16 protein-coding genes are annotated in these 23,980 nt (G+C 32.6%); 1 reads left to right on the plus strand and 15 read right to left on the minus strand.

Annotation, left to right across the window (positions count from 1 at the left end; genetic code table 4):
• Positions 1-5 precede the first annotated feature (5 nt).
• From OF376_RS02015 to OF376_RS02050, 8 genes are all read right to left on the minus strand, one after another.
• Positions 6-7,595, minus strand: a complete 7,590-nt coding sequence (locus OF376_RS02015; protein WP_263821856.1) for a PDxFFG protein — start codon at positions 7,593-7,595, stop codon at positions 6-8.
• A gap of 13 nt (positions 7,596-7,608) precedes the next feature.
• Complete coding sequence (locus OF376_RS02020; RefSeq protein WP_263821857.1) at positions 7,609-8,928, minus strand: ABC transporter ATP-binding protein; 1,320 nt, start codon at positions 8,926-8,928, stop codon at positions 7,609-7,611.
• Positions 8,918-10,132 carry an ABC transporter ATP-binding protein gene (locus OF376_RS02025; protein WP_263821922.1) on the minus strand — a complete coding sequence of 405 codons (1,215 nt, stop codon included), beginning with the start codon at positions 10,130-10,132 and terminating at the stop codon, positions 8,918-8,920. Before OF376_RS02025 ends, OF376_RS02020 begins: the two co-directional genes overlap by 11 nt.
• Positions 10,133-10,583: 451 nt before the next feature.
• Positions 10,584-11,600, minus strand: a complete 1,017-nt coding sequence (locus tag OF376_RS02030; RefSeq protein WP_263821858.1) for an ABC transporter permease — start codon at positions 11,598-11,600, stop codon at positions 10,584-10,586.
• A 3-nt stretch (positions 11,601-11,603) separates the two neighbouring features.
• The gene (locus OF376_RS02035; RefSeq protein WP_263821859.1) at positions 11,604-12,728 is read right to left on the minus strand and encodes an ABC transporter permease; all 1,125 of its coding nucleotides are present in this window, start codon (positions 12,726-12,728) and stop codon (positions 11,604-11,606) included.
• An 18-nt stretch (positions 12,729-12,746) separates the two neighbouring features.
• Complete coding sequence (locus tag OF376_RS02040; protein WP_263821860.1) at positions 12,747-13,145, minus strand: hypothetical protein; 399 nt, start codon at positions 13,143-13,145, stop codon at positions 12,747-12,749.
• Between the two features lie 28 nt (positions 13,146-13,173).
• Positions 13,174-14,379: a hypothetical protein gene (locus OF376_RS02045; protein WP_263821861.1), complete on the minus strand. Its 1,206-nt coding sequence runs from the start codon at positions 14,377-14,379 to the stop codon at positions 13,174-13,176.
• A gap of 71 nt (positions 14,380-14,450) precedes the next feature.
• Positions 14,451-14,594 carry a hypothetical protein gene (locus OF376_RS02050; RefSeq protein ID WP_263821862.1) on the minus strand — a complete coding sequence of 48 codons (144 nt, stop codon included), beginning with the start codon at positions 14,592-14,594 and terminating at the stop codon, positions 14,451-14,453.
• Positions 14,595-14,856: 262 nt separating this feature from the next.
• On the opposite strand from OF376_RS02050, the gene OF376_RS02055 reads away from it, so the two are divergent.
• Positions 14,857-15,105: a DUF2188 domain-containing protein gene (locus OF376_RS02055; protein ID WP_263821863.1), complete on the plus strand. Its 249-nt coding sequence runs from the start codon at positions 14,857-14,859 to the stop codon at positions 15,103-15,105.
• Between the two features lie 98 nt (positions 15,106-15,203).
• Here the strand turns inward: OF376_RS02055 and tuf are convergent, their stop codons facing one another.
• The 7 genes from tuf to OF376_RS02090 form a co-directional block, all read right to left on the minus strand.
• On the minus strand, positions 15,204-16,385 hold the full coding sequence (gene tuf, locus OF376_RS02060; RefSeq protein WP_263821864.1) for an elongation factor Tu: 1,182 nt from the start codon (positions 16,383-16,385) through the stop codon (positions 15,204-15,206).
• 104 nt (positions 16,386-16,489) lie between these two features.
• Positions 16,490-18,559, minus strand: coding sequence for an elongation factor G (gene fusA, locus OF376_RS02065; protein ID WP_263821865.1), 2,070 nt, complete (start codon positions 18,557-18,559; stop codon positions 16,490-16,492).
• 26 nt (positions 18,560-18,585) lie between these two features.
• Complete coding sequence (rpsG, locus tag OF376_RS02070; protein WP_263821866.1) at positions 18,586-19,053, minus strand: 30S ribosomal protein S7; 468 nt, start codon at positions 19,051-19,053, stop codon at positions 18,586-18,588.
• Between the two features lie 24 nt (positions 19,054-19,077).
• A complete protein-coding gene (gene rpsL, locus OF376_RS02075; RefSeq protein ID WP_263817942.1) occupies positions 19,078-19,500 on the minus strand; it encodes a 30S ribosomal protein S12 in 423 nt (140 codons plus the stop codon).
• 119 nt (positions 19,501-19,619) lie between these two features.
• Positions 19,620-19,928 carry a YlxM family DNA-binding protein gene (gene ylxM / locus OF376_RS02080; RefSeq protein WP_263821867.1) on the minus strand — a complete coding sequence of 103 codons (309 nt, stop codon included), beginning with the start codon at positions 19,926-19,928 and terminating at the stop codon, positions 19,620-19,622.
• Complete coding sequence (gene ftsY / locus OF376_RS02085; RefSeq protein WP_263821868.1) at positions 19,915-20,976, minus strand: signal recognition particle-docking protein FtsY; 1,062 nt, start codon at positions 20,974-20,976, stop codon at positions 19,915-19,917. The genes ylxM and ftsY overlap by 14 nt, the downstream gene beginning before the upstream one ends.
• 2 nt (positions 20,977-20,978) lie before the next feature.
• Positions 20,979-23,933, minus strand: coding sequence for an AAA family ATPase (locus OF376_RS02090; protein ID WP_263821869.1), 2,955 nt, complete (start codon positions 23,931-23,933; stop codon positions 20,979-20,981).
• Positions 23,934-23,980 lie beyond the last annotated feature (47 nt).

Consider the following 23,980-nt stretch of genomic DNA (forward strand, 5'->3'; position numbering starts at 1 on the left):
TCCTTTTATAATTTGAATTGATTTTGAATCTTAATTAAGACCATATCATCATTCGTATTTTTTGATTTAAAGGCATAAATTGGTGCCGTATTATATGCTTTATTATTTTCTGCAATGTATTTACGTGAACCTAGTGATAATAAGTTTTTACCGTCTTTATCTAAAACACGTTCATTATTTTCGTCAACGAAGTATAGTTCGAAATCGTTTTCTGAATTAATATTAACTAACGCATTAGTATAGTTAGCAAGAATTGCATAATCACTAGTTCATGAAACAAAACCTTCATCTAATAATGTGTGTTTTGTACTTGGATCACCTTGACGTTTTAGATAGAATAAGTTGTTTGTGTTATCAATTGAAATATCGATATACACCACCACTTCACTATTAACTGCTTTAAAGGCTAGTTTTTTAATTCGTGGAGCATCTTCCTTACGAACAAATCCTCAGAAGAGTGTTGAGTCTAATTGTTCATTACGGTGAATTCCTGTAAGTGTTCGGTCCCCGATACCTTGTGATTTTAATGAGTAAATTCACATTGCACGTGGACGGTCTTGAATTGTTTGATTATCTAAATCTTTAATCTTAATGTGCGTGTCAATAATTGGATTTCGATTTTCATCATATAATTCTCAATTTAAAGATTTACGTAATCAACGGTCTTTGAAGTATCCGTTGTTTGTAATCTTTGTTTGCCCAATATAACTTAATCGATCAGGGTCAGCTTGACGTAGACCTTCATAATTATCATAATCAGTTAAAACTACACTAGGGCTTTGGATTTTTTTCATTAACTCATTTAACGGGTTTTTTAATTCATTAAAACTAATTAATAACAAGTAAATGTGTTTTTGCATATCTGTTAAGACAGCTTTAATCTCTTTTTTCGTATCTGCATTTAAAGATAACGCTTCTTCAAGATGTTTTTGTTTTGCAACGACTTGATCTAATAGTGCACTGATTTGATCATCTGTTAAAGCACGCAGAGTCATTAATGTTGAATTTAATTGTTTTTGTAAAATATCCAACATAAATAAAAGATCTTCAATTGATGTGTTGGCTTGTTTTACTAAATTATTAGCTGCTGTAACTAATTCGTCAATTGATTTAATTAAAAGTTCTTTACCTTCAAATTGAACATGTGTGCCTGGTAATTGGTTTTTAATAAAGCCTAGAAGGTCAGCATAATTAGTGATTGCAGTTTGCACTAAACCTTTTTCAATACCCACCGCTTTTTCATAATCCTTAATTAATAAATCTAAGTCAGAACGAGCAGTACTTAATGGTGAGTTAATCATTGTTGGGTGTTGTTTTAATAAATCAATGAAACCTTTTAGTTGTAAGTTAGTTGATTGTAATGGTGTTTTTAAATCATCATCATTAAAATCTTTAGCTAAAAAGTCTAGTCATGGTCGTGTTCATGTTTCTTCGTCGATTAATGATTTATTGAAGATGCTTAATTGTTGATTAATTTGTTCATAATTAAGCGCTAAACGCATTAAGTTCGCCGAAACAGCGTTTTGTTGACTTCAACTATTTGTTCCTAGATCATTAATAGCTTTTGTTCAATATAAAGTATTATTTCCTGCGAAGACATATTCAGAACCTGAGTTTCATTCTGATAAGTTAGAAATGAAGTTTGGTAAATTATCTAATTCTTGTCTTGAAGGGACAAATGTTGTTTGTACATAATCCCGTGTTAATACTTCGGGTAAACTATATGTATAATCTGAGAATACTTCAGCTAATTTGTCATATGAACGTTCAGCATTTGTTTGGGTATAACCAGATGATAAAGCCTTATATTCTCCATCAATTTTTTCAATACTTCCGTTGGTTTGTGTATTTGTTACGTTATAAGCAAATAAGTCCGCATAAGTACTAATTGAACGAGTACCTTCAGGGTAAATATAAGTATAACCCATTGTAATATCAGCTAAGATAGCATAGTTAATTTCAATCTCGTCAGCGTTCTTCTTCGTTGTATCAACCATGTATTTTTGAACTAAGCCAATAATATCGTCAACTTTTCTTTGCCCATCAACATTCGGATCTAATTCAAAAACGTTATTTTTATTAGGGAAAGCATAAGCTCGAATTTGACTAGCTGGTTGTGCTGTTAAATTGTGTGGTGTATATGGATTACCAAAAGAAGCAACCCCATCTAATCCCACATTACCTTCGAAAATGTAATTGTATTTGTTTAAGTCTTTTAATGGAATGTTATTTGATTTAATGAATAATTGGAAGTCACGAACTTTGAACTTGAAGTTTTCCATAGTTTCAGAAACAACACTAGCTTTTGAACGAATACCACCTGATTGCAAGTCATTCTTATTAGCTTCATAATAAGCATTTGTATCAAAGAAATGATTGTCAATGTAAGCATATTCATCAGCACTTGAGAATTCAAGCGCTTTTGTTGCTTTGTTGTAGTGGTATTTAGTAAAGTCTAAACCATAGAAGGCAACAGCTTCTTCGAGTGTATTAAATCCAATATAATCAAAAGTTACACCGTTATTAATTGCTTGTCCGTATGTATATTTATTAACTTTTTGGTTTTCACTATTCAATACTTGAACAGGGAAATCAAATAGATATGGATAACGTGTTTTATTAATATTCGCCACAATTTTGGCTTTCTTGATATCAGCTTTTTCTTGTTGCAAGTAAAATAATGGCAGATTATTATCAGGGTTAACCATTGTTCCTAATGGGTAGTAAACAAATTGTTCATCCTCGAACTTAGCTGCTTTTTGATCAAATAAGAAAGCATCACTGAAAGCGATAGTTGATTTAGCAACAACAGCTGAAGCTGGCCCATCTGTTGGCGCATAAGAATAAGCACGACCAAAGTATTGGTTAAATGAACCATCTTGTTGTTGGAAACGCATACCACGAGCGAACGGGTGTGCTGTTGGTTGTAAACCAAATGGTAAAGCAATTCGGCCGCTATCCACAATTCGACTAAATCAGTTTGAAGTGACTAACAATAAGTATTGGTAATGTTTTTTCTCTTCTGGTGAAGTTGCATTATCAATTTTATTAGGTAATACATCCCGAATTAAAGGGATTATGACATTTAATGCAGTCGGCAGAATCGAACTACGATCAACTACATGTTTTAAACTATCAAAAACATTTTGACCAGTAATTACATCAACTTCTTGTCCAAAAGTTTGAACCATTGAATCGATGACGTTGTAAGCTTTGTCTTTTTCATAAGCATCTGTATATTCTTTTTTCTGCGTGAAAGCTCATGATGAACTAATTGGTTCATCAGAATAAGATTTTCCATCAGATTCTCAACCGTTAATACCATATTGTGGTGCATCAGTTGATCCTGGCACTAACAATAATGAATAAATTTGGTTAATTAATTGATCTACAGCTTTTAAGAATTTAGTTGCATTAACAAAGCCTTCTTCATCACTGAAAGAAGTTAAGTTTAGAACATCGTTATTATCACGTGTTTTCACATAGACAATAATATTTGATTTATGTCAAATGGCTTTTTCGTCTAAAGTTTTATCTTTAAAGCCGAAAATAACTGGTTTGTTATCTTCGAATTTAATTTCATTACCCATTCCATCTTTTAAAATACCGGCATATTTTGAGAAATCATTCTTTTTAGCTGGGATTTCAAAACTTGTTAGTTGAATTAAAACTTCATCGGCTTCTTTTAATAAAGCATCATAGTCAGGTTGTTTTTTATTAGCTTTATCAGCGATAAAAGTTTCCACTTTTTTTAGTAAGATTTCAGCCACTTTAACTGGGTTAAAGTTTTGGTTATTGTTTAGAATCGTTGTTTGGTCGCCTTTTAAAGCACTATAACGTTGTTCTAAGTATTTTTTTAGATTATTTAAAGCAACATCATAAGCTTTTTGAATAGCAATTTGGACATCAGCTAAAGAAGCGTCAGGGTGTTGACTACGGTATTGTGTAGTAACCCGATGAGGATCAACCGCAAATGTTTTAGTTAAGAAATAACGCGCAGCTAATAAATCTTTCGCAGCTAAAGCTGGAGTAATAACAGAATTAGAAATTGAAGGACTTAATGTACCTGAGTGGTGGTCAAAAGCATTTAATAAGAAAAGGTCAGCAATTTTAACCCCTCTTAATTTCGCTGCTTCATCTAATTGTTCATAAGATTGCAAGAAACGACGACGTTTATTTTTAAAGAAATTATTAGCTCTATCAGGTGCATCAGCTCCCCATACGTCTGCTGGTTTTTCTCAAATATATTTCGAACGATCATTATCTAAGACAGCGTTGATTGAGAAGTTTGTTAATTCACCATCTTCGCTTGGTGTATAATCCACTTTCATTCGACGCGCACCAATTCCTGAACTTCGTGCATCTAAATAGTCTTGTAAAACATTAATGTTATATAAACTATCTAAACTTAATCCACCCCGTGAAGTAATTCCCCCTACTTCTGAGACATCACGCGTATCTGAAATATCTTTAATGTATTGTAAAGTTTGGTGGTGACCATATTCGTGAGCCCCCACATATTTTAAATAATTGATTCCTGTAGTTTTAAATGATGGGTCAGTTTCGGCCACAATTGACAAGTATGGTACCCGGTCTGTAGCAAAGAAACCATAGTATTCACCATCCACTACTTTATAGTGTGCTGAACCATTTTCATCGTAATAAACTTCTTGGTGTACACCATTAATTTTCTTCATTAAGTATGGACGTTTATTAACAACTTTATCAATTAAACCACTAAACACATCGATGTAAATTTCATATGATTTTTGCATTTCGTTGTCAATGAATTGACTTTGTTCTTTAATTACCCGTGGTGTAAATGGATCAAAGTAATTAATGGCCACTTTGAAAGTATTAAAGGCATCATCAAAACTCGCATCATATAAACGACCTTTAGGGTTGTCCTTACTTTTAGCTAATAAAGTATAAGTTACTTCAGTTGGTTTGCTAGGATCTAAAACAACGCTAGCATCATATGATTTTAAAATTTCGGTTTTAATTTGTAGACGATCAGCCTTCGCAACATCAGCTGTTGATTCACCAAAACCTGCTGATATAATTCGGACTTTTGTAATATTTTTTTCATCAAAACCTTTTGTTTCGTTTAACAATAAATTATTGAATGAACTATAGAAACGTGGGTTTTCATGATTATGATCATCATAAACGAAGACTTCTTTATCTTTAATTAAATCATCGTAGTTATATAAATTTCTAAAACTATTAATTTCTTTTTGTTCTAGGAATTTGTCAAAGTTTTTAATAATGGCATCATTTAAACTATTGAAGAAAATGGCATCACTAGTTGATAAGAATGAACGTGACAATGGATCTCGCGAAGAAGAAGCAATAGCCATTGAATCATCAATTTCACCACCGTAAATATTAAATGGTAAAAGGATGAAGTTTTTTTGATTATTGTTGTATTCAATATCAAAACCTGCACCAATTAATGACTCCTTATTTTTGATTTCACGTTGACTAATTTTGTTAATAGTAATAGCGTGGACATCAGTTTCTTTAACATTAACAAATTTATGTGTTGCCTTTTTGTCTTCGTTCAAAAGAACATTGTATCCGTATTTATTGAAAATTTCATATAAATAATCAGAAGCTAGTTGGACAGCTTCTTGTTGATTGTGAGCACTAAAGACGTAATTGAAACTTAAAAAAGCTTGTAGATTAGTCATTTTTTCTTTTAGTTCAGCAAATCTTTTTGTTAGCTTATCTGATAATGTTGTTTCGTTATTTTCTGTTAGGTTTTGCGTAACAAGCGTTTGAATTTGTGTGAAACGTTCTGCTAAGAAATTTAAATTGTGTTTTACAATTTCTAATTCACTAACTGCACTTAAATCAGCCTGTTTATCGTCAAGATAAGTTGTGTATCATGAGTCATCTTTTGATTTGAAAGAGAAAGTCGTAAACATTTGGTCAATAAATTCCGTCAAATCTACTGGAGGATTTAGGTTTGTTTCATCTTCAATGAATTGTTTTAAAACTGTTTTAATATTTTCTTGTACACTAGTCGAAAAATCATTTTTTAGATATTTGCCAATGTGTTTTGTACTAATAATTAATTGGTCTTTAAAGCCTTCTGAATCTTCATTGAATAATTCAAAACTTTGTTGGAAAATCGGGTGTTCAGCTAATAAAGCACTAAGATCAGCGTTAGCTAAATCTAATTGTTCCACATCAAAATCAATAAACTGGTTTTTTAAATCCTGAATTGCATCAATACTAGCTTGATAAGTAAAGTTTTTATCAATAAATTTTTGTTCAAAACTAAAGACTTTAGAAATTAAATTAGTTAAAGTAATAATGTGTTGTAAATTAGTAATTGATTGCTCTAACTGTGTTTTTTGTTCAGCACTTAAAGTAGTTTGTTCATTTTGTGATTGATATTGCGCTAACAGCTCATTTAATTTTCCTGAAAAACTATTGATTTCTGCTAAATCTAGTGTATTTAAGAAAGGAGCGTCATCATAGCTATATTTTGTATAATCAGGCGCTTGTTTAGATGCGTTAGCATATGCTTGTAAAACAGCATTTAAAGCATTAGGATCAGCCATGATTTTTCGTAAATCATATTTTGGAAGTTTATCTTTTGCAATTCTAATACCTAAATTAGCAAATGATGTTTTAATCACTTGCGTATATGAATTATTATTGAAATCCTTGCTAAACGGGTCAACTAAATAGCTTGATGCATCAAAGACATACAGATCTTTAGCATTAACTAAAGCTTGGTAATTAACTACTCCGTGGAAGTCTTTTTGGTTATAAGCAGAAATTAAATATGGTAAATTTTTTAAGTATTTTGATAATTCTTCTTTACTTAAATTTTTACTATTTAATTTGTAAGTTAATTTATCGTTATATTGTCCTTGACCTGATAAAGCTGAATAAATCGGCATTGAACCAAAGAAAGCATCTGGCGAGAACTTAATTTGAGTTTTTTCACGCGTTCCACTATGTGAACCTAAAATAATTGCATTCCCTTGTGTTTCAACCCCTGGAGTTAATGAGAATTTAGTTAAAGTCACTAAATCTGGTCCTCATGAAACGTTTTGTAAGAATCAGTTTGTATATTCAATAAATTCATCAGGACTTAAAGCCGGAATATATTCGTTAATAAACTCAATTGGTCCTGTTTTTAATTCTAAACGTGGCAAGTTGTAATTATGAGTATTAATGAATGTATCAAAAAATTCCCCATATTTAATAACTTGGCCAGCTTTAAAGCTACCCACATCTTGTAATAACATGACAGGTGTATTATCACCTTTTTTTACCCAGTTTTTTGCAGGATCAAAATCTTGTTCATCCGGATTAAAGTCATATGAGTTTGTAATCGCGTTAAAAGCATATTTAGCAATGGGTTGTGAAAACTCATCTAATAATATAGCTTCAAGCACACGACGTTGCTCAATTTTTGATTGTTTAACAGAAACTTTAATATCAACTCGACCTAAAGCCTTTTTGTTTGCATAAAGTTTCATGAATCCAACACATGAGGCCCCTAAAACAGCAATTGTACTGAAAGCAATTGCTAATTTAGGAATTAACGATAGTTTTTTTCTATTTTTTTTCATGGTTAGCCTCCTTTTAATATTCCTTGTTTTTTCATTTAGCAACTTCTTCTTCAGTTCCTAAAACTCAATGATCATTCCCTAAATGGATTCATTTAGGTTGTAATTCTGCTGTATAATTGTGAGCCAATGGATCATATGTATATCCTAGTAAAGATTTTTTTTCTGATTCAATTGATGGTACAGCTTCCATTAATGATTTAGTATATGGGTGTAAGAAGTTGTTAACAATTTCTTTAGTTGGACCAATTTCTAATAAAGTCCCTTTATTCATCACGGCAATACGGTCGGAAATATATTCCACCATCCGTAAGTCATGGGCGATAAATAAAATTGTTAAGTTATATTTTTCTTTTAAGTCTTTAAAAATATTAATTACTTGCGCTTGGATTGACACGTCTAAAGCTGAAATCGGTTCATCAGCGATCAATAAACGGGGACGCATCGTAATAGCACGTGTAATTCCAATCCGTTGTTGTTGACCCCCTGAGAATTCTAAGGGATATCGTCCTAAAACAGTTTCATCTAAACCTACAGATTTTAATGATTTTAAAACAATGTGTTTAACTAGTTTATTATGTGAGAAATCTTTGGTTTCATTAATTTCGGCAAAGATTTGGTCTAAGTGTTCTAAATCGATTTTGGCAGGCAATGATGCTTGTTGGTCGATTTGCGCAATTAAATCTCGCAATAGTTTTTGGTTTTCTTCTTTAGTTTGATCTCATGCATCTTCTTTGAAGATCGCTTTAATTTCATCTAAAACTGGATTGTTTTGATTTAATGTTTGAGCAAACTCTAAAAAGTTTGTACGATAAATAAAGTAGTCAACATTTAAGAATCCACGTTTTAAATCTTTTAGGTTATTTAAACCTTCTGCGACAACAGTTTCGATGTTTTTATAAGGATTTAAAGAGTTAGAGGGATCTTGGAAGATCATTTGTACGTTATTTACCAAAAAATTACGCATTTGTTTTGACACGCGTTCTTTTTGTTTCGGTAAGACTTTATCAGCGATTTTAATTTCGCCAAAATTATATTTTACAAGACCAATTAAAGCTGATCCAGTGGTTGATTTACCAGAACCAGATTCACCAACTAGTCCTAAAACTTCCCCTTCATAAATATTGAAAGACATGTCTTTAACAGCACGGAATTTTTTGAATCCTGAACCATAAACAATGTCCATATGACGGACTTCAACTAAACGTTTTTTTTCTGGACAAGCAGCTAAACGTTCCACTGTTCCTTCTGCAACTGGACGAACTGTTACTTTAGGTTTTAAAATCGGACGTTTTTGATAGTTATAAAAGTATTTTTGCTGGTTGTTATCTTTCATCGCTATTTACTCCTTTATTTTTTTCTGCTTGCCGTTTCTTGAATTCGCTTCATTTCTTTTGAATAACTTTTGGTGGTGTATACTCTGGTGCACGTTCATCTAATAAAGCCGTTTTAGCACGGTGTGTAGGTGAAACATAATACATGTCTGGTTCCACACTAAAATCACGCACTAACGCGTAGTCATTCCGTACAGCAAACGCATCACCGACAATCCCGTTTAAACGCGAAGGTACAGATCCTTTAATCGTAGCTAAACGATCACCTTTATTAACATCGGGCATAGAAGCAATTAAACCTCAAGTATATGGGTGTTGTGGATTTCAAAGAATTTCTTCACGCGTTCCTTCTTCAATAATTTGCCCAGCATACATAATAGAAATATAATTGGCAATTGAAGCTACTACCCCTAAGTCGTGGGTAATAAAGATAACACACATTTTGAACTTTTCTTGTAGTTCACGAATAATATCTAATACTAAGGCTTGAACTGTTGGGTCTAAAGCAGTTGTTGGTTCATCTAACACTAAAATTTTGGGGTGTAGAGAAACAATCGCAGCAATAACTACCCGTTGAATCATCCCCCCTGATAATTCATGAGGATATAATTCCATTACTTCTTCAGGGTTATTAATCTTTGTTAATTTTAAATACTCAATTGATTTAGCTTTCGCTTGACGTTTATTTTTAACGATTCCGTTAATTAACATCCCTTCCATAATTTGCGCCCCAATTTTCATAGTTGGATTTAATGTAGACATCGGGTTTTGAAAAACAGCTGAAATAACTTTTCCTAAATAACGAGAACGTTCTCATTGTGCAAATTTAAAGTCCTGTACTTCATTGTTATAAAGTAACACACGACCTTCTTCAATATTTGCATTACCTCCCGCTAATCCATACAATAGTGAAGTAATAACTGATTTTCCAGAACCTGATTCACCAATAATCGCATGCACTTCTCCTTCGTAAAACTGAATTGAAGTGTTTCTTAATACTAAGGCTTTATCACCAGGACGTGAAGGGTTTGAGAATGTTAAACGAACATTATCGATTTCAGCTGCAATTTTCTTTTTAGTGCCGTCTGGGAATTCTTTATATTTCACATCTTTTTCAAAACTTGCAAAATCAAAGTTTTTTCGTGAATTAGATAAACCTTTTTTGAACGCTTGCGTCCCAACTTTTTTCGTTGGTGCATCTTTTAATGCTTGACGTTGGTTTTCTTCAAAAGCTCGTGCATTTGTATCTTGCTTAGTTTGTAACTCTTCTGATTCTAAGAAAGCAAAGTCCTCATTAACATCTTGCACAGATAAATTGGCATCATCAACAATTAATTCAGGTGTTGGCTCTGTTGGCTTAGTTTGTTCAATTAAATCGGTTACTTGAACTAGTTGTTCTGTTTTGTTAAGATTTTCATTTTCAACTAAATGTTCAACAATTACTGGTGTTTCAATAATTGGTGTTGCAGATTCCGCATAAATTTGTTTGTCCAATTGAGTTAGTTGTTTTGCAACCACCTTATTAGCAATCGCTTTTTTATTTTTTCTTTTTCATCCAAAAAGGCCACGTTTTTTTGTTACCACTGGTGTGTAAACAATTCGTGATTTCATTCAATCACGAATTTGTCTAGTTTTGGTTGTTTTTTTATTTGGTTGATTAACGTTGTCTTCGTAAGGCATCTTGAGTCGCTCCTCCTACTAATTGAACACTTGCAACTAAACATACAAGTAAGAATGATGGAATTAAAGTATATCGAGGATATAGTGTAATAATGTTTGATCCAATCGAAATTAAATTACCTAAAGTTGGGTTGTTCGGATCACTTAATCCAATGAAAGCTAAACTAGCTTCAGATAAAATAGCCCCAGGAATAGTGAAAACTAATTGGGTAATAATCATTGGAATTAAGATTGGTACGAAATTCCAAATAATTTTAAACGCTTTTGTTCCTAGTGTTTTAGAAGCTGACACTCATAAGAAACCACGCGCTCGTTTAACTTGTGATCGCATTTGGTTAGCCATCCCTGTTCAACCAGAAATTGACATACTAAAAACAATAACTCCAAACGATGGTTTTAATATAATGGTTAGAATCATTAAAATAATAATTCCTGGTACGTTAGTTAGCACCTTGATGATAAATGTCATGATTTTATCAAAGACATTGAAGTAACCCATTAAGATTCCAAAAGTTACCCCAACAATTAAGTCGATAGCCGAAACACATAAGGCTACCCCTAATGAGTATCGTAAACCTCATCATAACATAGCTCATAAATCACGACCCATGTCATCTGTCCCAAAAATCGCAATGCTTTCTTGGTTATCTATCGCTGAACGAATCGGTACAAAATAGTCCTTGAAACGGTATTCTGGATATAGTTGTGTGGGATCATTGGTTGTGAAAGGAATCACAATCGCTAAAATAAATAAAATTAAAATAATCGAAAAACCAATTAGTCCAGAGAATGAACGACCAAAACGGTTTGCAAATTCCCGAAAGGGACGTGGTTTGGCATGCATGTATGAATTTTCTTTAAATTCAATCATGTCACCAATAATCTTTCATTGTTGGTGGGCAAACGGTTGTAAAAATTTATTCGGCGCATCTGATTTCAATTCGTCAACAAATTCTTGCGTTTTAGTTTTAAAGAATTTTGAAAATTTAGACATAGATTATTTGCCACCTCTTCTGATCCGTGGATCGATAATTTGGTATAAAGCATCCCGTGCTGCATAACCAATAATTGTAGTAATTGAATAAATAATAATTAATAAAAGAATTACGTTGTAGTCTTTACTAATAATTGCTTGGTAGAACAATGAACCAGAACCAGGGATTTGGAAAATTTGTTCAATAAACATCGCCCCTACGAATGAACCTAAAATCACGAACGGGAAGAATGTTGCAATTGGGAATAATGACGGTTTCAAGGCATGTCGTCATACAAAACGGTTTCGTGTTGCACCTTTTAAATAAGCGAACTTCGCATGCATTGAGTTTAATTCACGGTTCATTTCAACTTTAATATATTGCACATAAACAATAATTGAAGATAATGATAAAGCTAAGCCGGGTAAGATATATGTTAGGAAGTCTTTTTCTTCGAAAATAAATGGTAGGCCGACTTCTTTCCCGATTAATAAAAGGATTAAACCAAACACTAATGAAGGAACGGCTGAAACAATCGAAATAAAAACTGTTGATAAACTATCTAAAACACCACCGGGTTTTCTTCCTACTAATACTCCTAATGGAATACCAATAGCTAATGTTAATAACACAGAGAAAATACCAACATAGAATGATACTAAGTAACGTTCTCAAATAAAGTTATTAATTGGAACGGTTGGACGTAAAGATGTTGATACACCAAATTCCCCTCTGAAAATATCAACTAAATAATTTCCGTATCGGACACCAATTGGTTTGTCTAATCCATATTGAGCAAGAATAGCTAATTTAGCTTCTTTTGAACTAATTCCAATTGTTAATCCGTTTTCACCGGGTACTGAGTTAATTAAAAAGAAGGTAATAGTAATCACGATTCACGCTAATAAGAAAAACTCTCCAACTAATTTAATTAATTTTCATAAGAAACTAACAAATTTAGAGTCAAATGAAAAGAAATCAATTAGCGGATCGACTACACGGTCTCGGTTGGCTGCTGTTTTCAATGAACGACCCATTCCTGAAAACAAGACTAAGTTGTTGCTAAAAGCGTAATTTAAACGTCTTTTTTGGTTAATTACTGGCGCTTGTTGATTATTCTGAGCGCTCAGTTCACTAGTTTGATTCATAATCTCTCCTTAAATATATTAATAAGCTTGGTTAGCGTAATAAATTAAACACACAAAACTATAAATGGTTGCTGGTGTAATAATTACGGCTAAGAGTAAACGTAAACGAATTCACGCATACTGCAATGACCGGATTTCCAAGGCTGCGTCAAAATAAAAACGGTCAATTAATTTTTGATCAAATCGGTTGATCTCATAGCTGTTCTGCTTCCGATAAGCTTTAGCTCATTTACGATTTAAATAAAAACCGCTGAAGATAATAAAGCTAATCACAATAAAACATAAAATGGCAAATGTTAAAAAAACGATTCATATCTTACTGACAAGTAACGGATTTTTAGCATATAAGAAGCCAACGTGAAAAATTGCAATTAAAACTAAAAAGCTAATCATCAAAATCCAATCAATTGGTTTCATAAACGTTTTCGGGCGCCCCCTTGTATTATTATGTCGTGGCATGACATAACCCGTCGCTGTGACAATGGAAGTTCTTGTTGCCTTGTACTAATTCCATTGATACATCCTGATAAAAGAAAGGATTAATTAACGCTAAATGATGTTCATCAAATAATGTTTCATAATTAGCACTTTCAAAATTATTGAAAGATTTTCATTCCTTTGTAATTTGTTTTCAAATGTATTCAGGATAAACAGAAAGATCATCTGGTTTTGGCGTTTGCGGATACTTTAAGAAATAGGGGATTTGGAAGAATTCGTTTTCGTATTCTAAATATCGAATGTCTTTATTTTCTTTTTCTTGAGGTTTATCATGATTAAAGCTATTTTGAATTACCCGTAATTGATTTTTAAGATCAACAAATGGAATTTTATGAATGTCGTATTTGTGATATTTAAATAATGGCAGCGGCTTTAGATAAAATTTCTCTAAATCGCCCGCTGGTTGAAAAACAGGTGTATTCAAATCAAGAGTTAATGAATTAACATGCGTAATTTTTCTTTTTACTTTTAGATCTTTAGAATCATAATCTGATTTATAAACAATTCTATCAAAGGTTCCACCATTCAAACTATAAGCTTGTTTAATTACTGGTTGATTCACCTCTTTAGCATAAGCGGTGTAAATGCTTGTTTGATTATAAGCACAATCCATTTTTAATTTTTGATTGAAATGGTCAAGGGCTGCTTGCGCGGTTTCAAAATACAGATTATTTGGACTTAACAGTTCGTTGATTTTCTTTAACTGTTGATCACTAATCGCTTGCACTTTAGATTGAATATGAATACGTAAATCATATGTTTGATTATCATTGGCCTTAATACTAACCTGAAGAGGTAGTAATTCATATGACACTTGGGCGTTATTTAAGAGCGCGAAATTATGGATATAGTATAAATAGTAGCTACGCAAAAACACTCGTTCAGCAAATTGACGTAACGAAAGTATTAAATCCTGAGATTCCTGTTGTCATTGATTATTAATTGTATCACTTTGGGAATTATAAAATTGGTTAGTAAAGTCCTGTTCTCTCACAGTGACTTGGGTAGTTTTGAACAAATTATTATTAATTTCTGGGCCGTTTTGACATTCACAACGACATGCTGCAGCAATTGCAGGGGTGCTAATAATTATTGGTGTAAAGATTAAAAGTTTTTTTCAAAAACTTTTGTTTTTAAAGTTAAATTTTTTCATAGTATGTATATTTATTAATTACTAAATTAATTTAGCAATTATGCTTTTCATTATTATGGGGTTTTAAAAAATTAGCGCTTGGCTTGATTCATGCGTCATGCGCCATGCATGGTCTTCGTAAAACGGTACATAATAATATTGTTGGCGAAGGCAAAAATGTTTGCTATACAGCAAGCATTACTTATAATCCGGTGATACATCGTATTAAAAAGCATAGACATTACCTTCCTTAAACTATATTTAAATTATAATAATATAAGCTTGAAATGTAAATTTTTTTATTTTTCGCACCTTTAACTTTCCTAATATTTTAAAAAAATAAACAAAAAGCACTTTTTTTATCAATCAATTAGTTCAATTGCTAACATTTTAATTAAAAAAGGGTTTTTAAAACACTGAAAACAAGCAGAATAAAAAGCAAAAATTTCTTTATATCATATAATAATAGTGAGATAAACAAAAAAGAGAGATGCTTTTATGAAGGCCAATGAACAAATCGAAACAACTAAAAAAATAGATAAAAACATATATTATCTTTCTCCTTACCAAGATAAGGGATGAAAAATCATGAAGAAGGGCGGAGTACGTCCAACACGTGTTTTCTTATTAAAGAAAGATGCCATTGATTATGTTAAGACCCTAGGTCGTAATCAAGATGCTGTTGTCTATATTCAAAAGAAAGATGGTTCCTTCCAAGAAGTGCGTAACTATCGTGATATGAAGTAAAAAATAACCTAATGGGTTATTTTTTTCATCTTCATTTCCCTTAGTAATAAAAAAACCAAACAACAGTTTGGTTTTTTGTTTAGTAGTAATAGGTTTGATTAGTTAGCTTTAATAACTGAACCGTGTCCAACTGTTTTACCACCTTCACGAATTGAGAATTTAGATCCATCTTCAATCGCGATTGGGTGAATTAATTCAACTTCCATTTCCACGTCATCACCTGGCATTACTAATTCAGTTCCTGCAGGTAATTTAATTTCTCCAGTAATATCTGTTGTACGGAAGTAGAATTGAGGACGGTATCCACCAACGATTGGAGTATGACGTCCACCTTCTTCTTTTTTAAGAATATAAACCTTAGCAGTGAATTTGCTGTGAGGTTTAATAGAACCTGGTTTAACTAATACTTGACCACGTTGTACATCTTCTTTTTTAGTACCACGTAATAAAATACCAGCATTATCTCCAGCTTCAGCTTGGTCTAATGATTTACGGAACATTTCAATACCTGTAACAACAGTTTTTTGAGTGTCACGAATACCAACGATTTCAACTTCGTCGCCAACTTTAAGAGTACCACGTTCAACACGTCCAGTAACAACTGTACCACGTCCTGAAATTGTGAATACGTCTTCGATAGCTAATAAGAATGGTTTATCAGTTTCACGTAATGGTAATGGGATTCAAGTATCCACAGCATCCATTAATTCGTCAACTTTTGCTTCTCAAACTGGGTCACCTTCAAGTGCTTTAAGACCTGAACCACGAATAACTGGAGTGTTATCTCCGTCGAATCCATATTTAGTTAATAATTCACGTACTTCCATTTCTACAAGATCTTGCATTTCAGTATCTTGCATGAAGTCACATTTGTTTAAGAAAACAACAATTTTAGGAACACCAACTTGACGAGCAAGTAAGATATGTTCTTTAGTTTGAGCCATAACCCCATCAGAAGCAGCAATAACTAAGATTGCTCCATCCATTTGAGCAGCCCCTGTAATCATGTTTTTAACGTAGTCAGCGTGTCCTGGACAGTCAACGTGTGCGTAGTGACGAGTCGCTGTTTCATATTCAATATGAGACGCGTTAATTGTAATACCACGTTCTCTTTCTTCAGGTGTTTTATCAACATCTGCATAACTTTGAGCAGTTGCTTGCCCTTTTTTTGCTAGCACAGTACTAATTGCAGCAGTTAAAGTTGTTTTACCATGGTCAACGTGACCAATAGTCCCAATGTTAACATGGGGTTTAGATCTTTCAAATTTTCCAATTGCCATTATATTTCTCCTTAATTAAGTTTTAATGTTTAATTTGATTTTTAAATTATAATTTTACTAATTAATTATAGCAAAATATAAATATGTTTTTATTAATCTTATGATTATTTTTTTGCTCGTGCTTCAACAATTTCGTTTGTGACACTTTTTGGTGCTTCAGCATAGTGGCTAAATTGCATTACATATGTTGCACGACCTTGTGTGTTTGAACGTAAATCCGTCGCATATCCGAACATTTCAGATAGTGGAACTTTTGCTTTAATCGCTTGTGCGTTTCCACGTGTTTCTTGTCCTTCAATAACTCCCCGACGTTTAGAAATGTCACCCATGACAGTTCCGAAGTATTCGTCTGGTGTAGTTACGTCTACTGACATAATTGGTTCTAATAATACTGGTTTACAGATTTTTGCTGCTTCTTTGAAAGCCAATGACGCAGCAATTTTATAAGCCATACCAGATGAGTCGACATCATGGTAAGAACCATCATAAACAGTTGCCTTAACATCAATTGTTTGGTATCCAGCTAATGGACCCGAAACTAATGCTTCAACTAATCCGTTTTCAATTTCCTTGATGTATTCCTTAGGAATCTTACCACCAACAATGTTGTCCACGAATTCAAAACCTTTATCGTGGTTAGGTTCGAATTTAATTCAAACGTGACCATATTGCCCACGTCCACCTGATTGTTTAATATATTTACCTTCTGCATTACCTTCAACAGTTAATGTTTCACGGTAAGATACTTGTGGTGCCCCAACGTTAACTTGTACGTTGAATTCACGACGCATACGGTCAACTAGAACATCAAGGTGAAGTTCACCCATCCCAGCAATAATTGTTTGCCCTGTTTCTTCGTTTGTAAACGTTTTGAATGTTGGGTCTTCTTCAGCTAATTTAGATAAAGCTAAACTCATTTTTTCTTGGTCAGCTTTTGTTTTTGGTTCAACAGAAAGTGAAATTACTGGTTCTGCGAATACCATTTGTTCTAGAACAATTTTGTTCTTTTCATCACACACTGAGTCCCCTGTAGCTGTTTCTTTGAAACCAATAACAGCACAGATGTCACCCGCACCAATTGTATCAATTTCTGTACGGTTGTTAGAGTGCATTTTAACTAAACGAGAAATTCTTTCTTTTTTCCCTTTAGTAACGTTGTAAACGTAAGTACCTTTGTCAATTTTACCAGCATACACACGGATATATGTTAAACGACCAACGAAAGGGTCAGTTGCCACTTTAAAAGCTAAAGCAGCAAAATCTTCTGTCGGGTCATTGTGTTTGTAAACATCTTGACCAACTTCGTTCACACCGTGGATTGGTGGAACATCAAGTGGTGAAGGTAAGTAATCAACAACAGCGTCTAATAATTTTTTAACACCTTTGTTTTTGAAAGCAGTTCCACATAATACTGGATATAATTCAGTTGTGATAACCCCTTTACGAATACATTTTTTAATATCTTCGTTTGTTAATTCTTCACCTGATAAATATTTTTCCATGATTTCGTCATCGAATACAGCAACGTCATCAATCATTTGTGCACGCATTGCTTGTGCTTTTTCTAAATATTCTTGTGGAATATCTTTGATTTCGTAATCTTCGTTAGCTTCTCCATCATAGAAATAAGCCTTCATTTCTACTAAATCGATGTTTCCAACGAAATCAGCTTCAGCTCCCATTGGAATTTGGATAGCAGTTGCTTTTACCCCTAAACGGTTTTTAATTGTATCGATTGAGTAGTAGAAGTCTGCACCAGTTTTGTCCATTTTGTTAACGAAAACAATACGTGGTACGTTATATTTTGTAGCTTGACGTCAAACTGTTTCAGTTTGTGGTTCCACACCATTTTGTCCATCAAGTACAGCTACAGCTCCGTCTAAAACACGTAATGAACGTTCTACTTCAACAGTAAAGTCCACGTGTCCGGGTGTATCGATTAAGTTTAGTTCATAATCTTTTCATTGAGCATAAGTTGCAGCCGCAGTAATTGTAATACCCCGTTCTTTTTCTTGTGCCATTCAGTCCATAGTTGCAGCCCCATCGTGAGTTTCACCAATTTTGTGGTTACGTCCAGTATGGAATAAAATACGTTCAGAAGTCGTTGTTTTACCTGCATCAATATGGGCCATAATCCCGAAGTTACGGAATTTGTTTAAATCTTTAGTGTACATATAAATTTATTTCCTTAAAAGTTTTTTTATCAACGTAAGTGAGCGAAAGCTTTATTTGCTTCTGCCATTTTATGTGTATCTTCTTTTTTCTTAATAGAAGCACCTGAGTTGTTAGATGCGTCAATAATTTCATTTGCTAATTTTTCAATCATTGAGTGTTCATGACGTAAACGAGCAAATTGAGTTAATCAACGTAAACCTAAAGTTTGTTTACGTTCTGGGGTAACTTCAGTTGGCACTTGGAAGTTTGATCCACCAACACGACGAACTTTTAATTCGATCGCTGGCATCACATTTTCAATGGCTTTATTAAAGACATCAAGAGCTGGTTTATTTGTTTTCTTTTCAATTAATTCAAAAGCTGAATAAATAATTGATTGCGCTAAACCTTTTTTACCATCATACATTACTGAATTAATTAATTTAGTAACTAGACGAGAATTGTAAACTGGGTCAGCCAAAACAAATCGTTTTTGTGGTTTTAATTTTCTCATTCTTTTTCTCCTTATTAATCTTAACTATTTAGCTGCTGGCTTAGGACGTTTTGCCCCGTATTTAGAACGTTGTTGACGACGTTTTTCAACACCTGAAGCATCGTTTGTTCCACGAACAATGTGGTAACGTACCCCTGGTAAGTCTTTTACACGTCCTCCACGAATACTTACAACACTATGTTCTTGTAAGTTGTGGCCTTCACCGGGAATATAAGCAAGGACTTCGTAACCGTTACTTAAACGAACCTTAGCATATTTACGTAACGCCGAGTTAGGTTTTTTGGGAGTCATTGTACCCACCCGAGTACACACACCGTTTTTAAATGGTGAGTGGTAGTTATTTGTTTGTTTAGTTAGTGAGTTGTATGTAAATTGAAGCGCTGGAGACTTTGATTTCTTAGTCTTAGGCGTTCTCTTATTGCGAATTAATTGTGCAATTGTAGGCATTTAAATATTCCTTTCCTTAAAATTTTTTTATAACAACTTGTCCGTGTGTATCATTTTTTACAATAATAAAAAAGTCAAAACACTATTTAAGTATAGCATGTTTGACTAAAAAAGGCAAGTTATAATTCTTCAATTCGTAAAAATTCTTTTTTTAATTCTTCGTTTTCTAAACGATCATATAGCTGCATGCGTCCTGTTTGTTTTTCATGCAAATGTAAAAGCATTTCGTATTTATGCAATAGTTTGTAAATTTTTTGCAAACTATCATAAACTGCGTTTTTACTGACATGGAATTCATCAGCGATCTCGTTTAAAGACCAATCAGCATAATAATGCTTTTGAAAATAGGTTTGTTGTTTATCAGTTAATAAGTTTTTATAAAAACCAAATAAACTGATTAAATAAACCCGTTCATTAATTTTGTTCACTGAACTTAATTCCTTGAACCATTGAGTCTACATACATTTCTAAATCAAAAACTTTTAGATCAGCTAGACCCTCACCTAAACCAATTAGTTTCACAGGAATGTTAAAAGCATCTTTAATTGCTAAAACAATTCCCCCGCGACTTGTTGAATCCATTTTTGTGAGGATGATTCCACTTACACGAGCAGTTTCATAAAATGCTTTCGCTTGGTTGATTCCTGATTGACCTTGTGTAGCATCAATGACCATTAAAGTTTCGTGAGGTGCGTCAACATCAAATTTATGAATTACATCATAAATTTTTTTCAATTCATTCATTAAATTTAATTTATTTTGTAAACGTCCTGATGTATCGCAAATTACTAAATCATAATTTTCATCGTAACCTTTTTTTAAACCACTATAAATGACTGAAGCTGGGTCTTGGTTAGGCTTTAATGGTAATTCGATATCAACATTTAAACGATCGGCTCACACTTTTAATTGTTCAATGGCCCCAGCTCTAAAGGTATCTGCTGCAACCAATAATACTTTTTTATTTTCGTGAGCAAACTTATAAGCAATCTTAGCAATAGATGTAGTTTTACCGACCCCATTAACACCCACCACTAAAACAACATTTGTTTGAGCATTATAAAGTTGTAAATCAACATCAATATTTGTATCTTGAATATAGTAAAGGAAAAGTTTATCAATAATAATCGCTTTAATTAGTTCCGGATCTTTAATGTTTTGATAACTGATTTCTTCACGAATTGATTGGATAATTTTGCTTGTCGCTACATATCCGATATCATAAGAAATTAAAACTTCTTCCAAACTTTCATATCATTCTTCGTCAACAGTCACAAAACTTGCTGTTAATTCATTGATCGCATGATCGAGTGCGTTGGCAGATTTTTTTAAACCAGAATTAAATTTATCTAAGGAATCATCCTCTAACTTCAAAATCCGTTGATCTTCATTTTTTTCTTTAATGTTCTCAATGACTTCTTCATTTTTATTTTTACGTTTAAAAATCTTGGTAAATAAATTTTTAAAGAAACCCATAATTAATTATCCTTTTCTTCAAAAACATACATTTCGTTATCTAAATTAATTTTAGTTAACATGGAAACGTTGTCTTTGTGCATTGTTGTTCCAATCAATACCCCACAATTACGCATTGTCCCTTGACGGTGGGTAATGATTAAGAATTGTGTGTCCCCACCAAAACGTTGAATCATGTGAGCGAATTTGTCCACATTAATTTCGTCTAAGGCAGCTTCAGCTTCGTCTAAAATAACTAACGGGAATTTAGCTACTTTTAGTAAAGCAAATAAAATAACTAAAACAACTAAAGTTTTTTCTCCCCCACTTAACTGGTGTAAGGCGACATTCTTTTTGTTCATTGGGTTAGCAATAATTTCAATTCCACTTTCCAAAACATTTTGGTCGTCTTCTAATAAAATCTGACACGTTCCTTGAGCAAAGAAGTATTCAAAGATTTGCGGAATCATTGCATTAACTTCTTTAAGCACTTTTTTAAAATCATTTTTAGCTTGTTGATCTAGTGTTTTAATACTTGTTTTAATAACATCCACTGCTTGTAAGCAGGTATTAACTTCTTGTTCTAAAGCTTCATATTCTTTTAATTTTGTTTCGTACTCATTCAAGACATTAAAGTTAATTGATTTAAATTGACTTTTTTGAATCTTTAATTGACTAATTAATTCTAAAGCCTGTTTGTCTGTGTATTCAAATGGCATATGTAAATATTCTTCAAAGACTTTTTCAACAGTATATTGGTAGTCTTCGATAATAATTGTTTCGTATTTTAGAATCAATTGAGCAATTGTTGCAATTTCTGCTTGATACTTATTTTGTTGCGTTAATAGATTATTAAAGTTTTGGTATTTGCCTTCTCGGCTTTGTACTTCTTGCTGAATAAATTTACCTAATGAATCAATTTCAGTTTGTAAATTTCGCACAACTCCCATTTTAGTTAAAAAACTTTGGTTAATTGCTTCATATTCTTCACTAATTACACTGATTTGTTTTTCACGAGCTTCTATGGTAGTATGCACATTCGCTAGTTTTTCTAATTCTAAAATTAAATTTTTGTGATCATAATTTAATGATTGTGCGTGACCTTTTAATTTAGATAAATCATCATATAATTCATTAGTACGCGAATCAAATAAACTAACTTGGTATTGATTTTCTTTTAACATTGCTTGTTTTTCATTCAATTCCAAGATAATGGCTTCGAATTCTTTTTCTAATCCATTAATTTTTTCATCTAAGTTTAAGCTTGTTTTCTTATTATAAGTTACATCCCCACCCATAATAGCACCACCTGCAAACACGACTTGACCATCAAGGGTGATGACCTTGTAATTTTTGTAAGTAGTTTCAGAAATAACTAAAGCGTCGCTTAAATTTTGAGCAATTAAAATATTACCTAATAAGTAATCAACAGCCATTTGGTATGATGGTTTAATTTTAACTAACTCATTAGCTACGCCAACAAAACCTTTTAATGTTTGTACAGCATCATAAAATTCCGGACGAATACTCTTAGCTTTTAAATTTTCTAATGGTAAGAAAACTGCTTGCCCTGCCTTATTTTTTTGCAAATATTCCACACACGTTTGAGCAACTTGATTATTTTGAACAATAATGTTGTAAACGTTTTTACTTAGTGCTGTGTTAATAGCTAATTCGTGTTCAGGATCAGTTTGAATAGCTTGTAAAACAGTACTGTGAACACCTGGAATAAAATCCTTGGCATTGATAATCGCATTAGTTCCACGTTCGCGTGCTAATTCACGATTAATCGTTTCTCGTAAATCATTAATTTGGTATTGCAATTGTTTTTTTTGCGTAGATAAATTATTTGTTATTTCAAATAAACTCGCCATTGCTTGTTTTTGTTCTTTTAGTTGTTGACGGTTTTTTTCGATTTCAACTTCTTTATCTGCAACTAATTTTTCATATTGCAACGTTTCTTTTTCGTTCTCGTTTTTTAAAGTTAATAAATTATCATAACGTTCTTGAGGCGCTACTTGGTCGTTGCTACCTTGCGCTTTTAAAAAGGCTTTGTGTTCTGTTAAACGACGGTTAACATCCATTAATTGATCATATAGTTTATTCTTAGCATTTTCTTCAAGTACTAATTGTTCTTGCAATGCTTGGAAGCGTTGGCTGTTTTTATTTTGCTTTTCATGCAATGTATCGATTTCTGGTTTAAGAATACTAATTGATTCATCGATGCTACGCATCTTGTCTGTTAGCTCTTTTTTATATTTGTAATTGTGATCTAAACTTTTAGCATAAAGATTTAGTTCGATTTTTTCTAATTCTTTTTGAACTGCTGTATAACGTAAAAATTCCTCTTTTTGTTTGTTATAAGTGTTTAGATCTTTTTTCATACTATACAAGTTGTCATTTAAACGATCTAAATCTGTCTGTGATTTAACAAGGTTGGCTTCGGCTTCTTTTTTACGTTTAAAATATTTCCCAATCCCTGCTGCCTCATCAAACATTTTTCGTCGTTCAATTGGTTTAGCATCAGCAAATCATGAAACTTTTCCTTGCGAAATAATTCCTAAACTACCCTTTAATAATCCACTGTCTAAAAACATATCTTGGATGTCTTTAAATTTCACAACTTCATCATTAATATAATAGATTACGTCGTCTTTTTTCAGATCATAAAATTTGGTAATTTTCACTTCATTTAAATCTGTATACAAAATTTGATTTACATTATTGAAGTATAAACTTACACGAATAAAATTAGCTTTTTGAACTAAGTCATTTCCTAAAAAAGCTAAAGAGTGTTTATCTGCTCTTATGGCTGATTTAGAATGTTCACCTAAAACTCATTTTAGGGCATCAATTATATTTGATTTTCCTGAACCGTTAGGTCCAATAATCCCTGTAATCGGGTGATCTAAAATAGTTTGAGTATATTTAGCAAAAGATTTAAATCCTTGCGCTTCGAAACGTTTTAAAAATATCATTATAGCTCCTTTTGAAAATGGCCATATTTTATATATTATAAACTAAA

The sequence above is a fragment of the Ureaplasma miroungigenitalium genome (genome assembly GCF_025780085.1).
Lineage (GTDB): Bacteria > Bacillota_I > Bacilli_A > Mycoplasmatales > Mycoplasmoidaceae > Ureaplasma > Ureaplasma miroungigenitalium.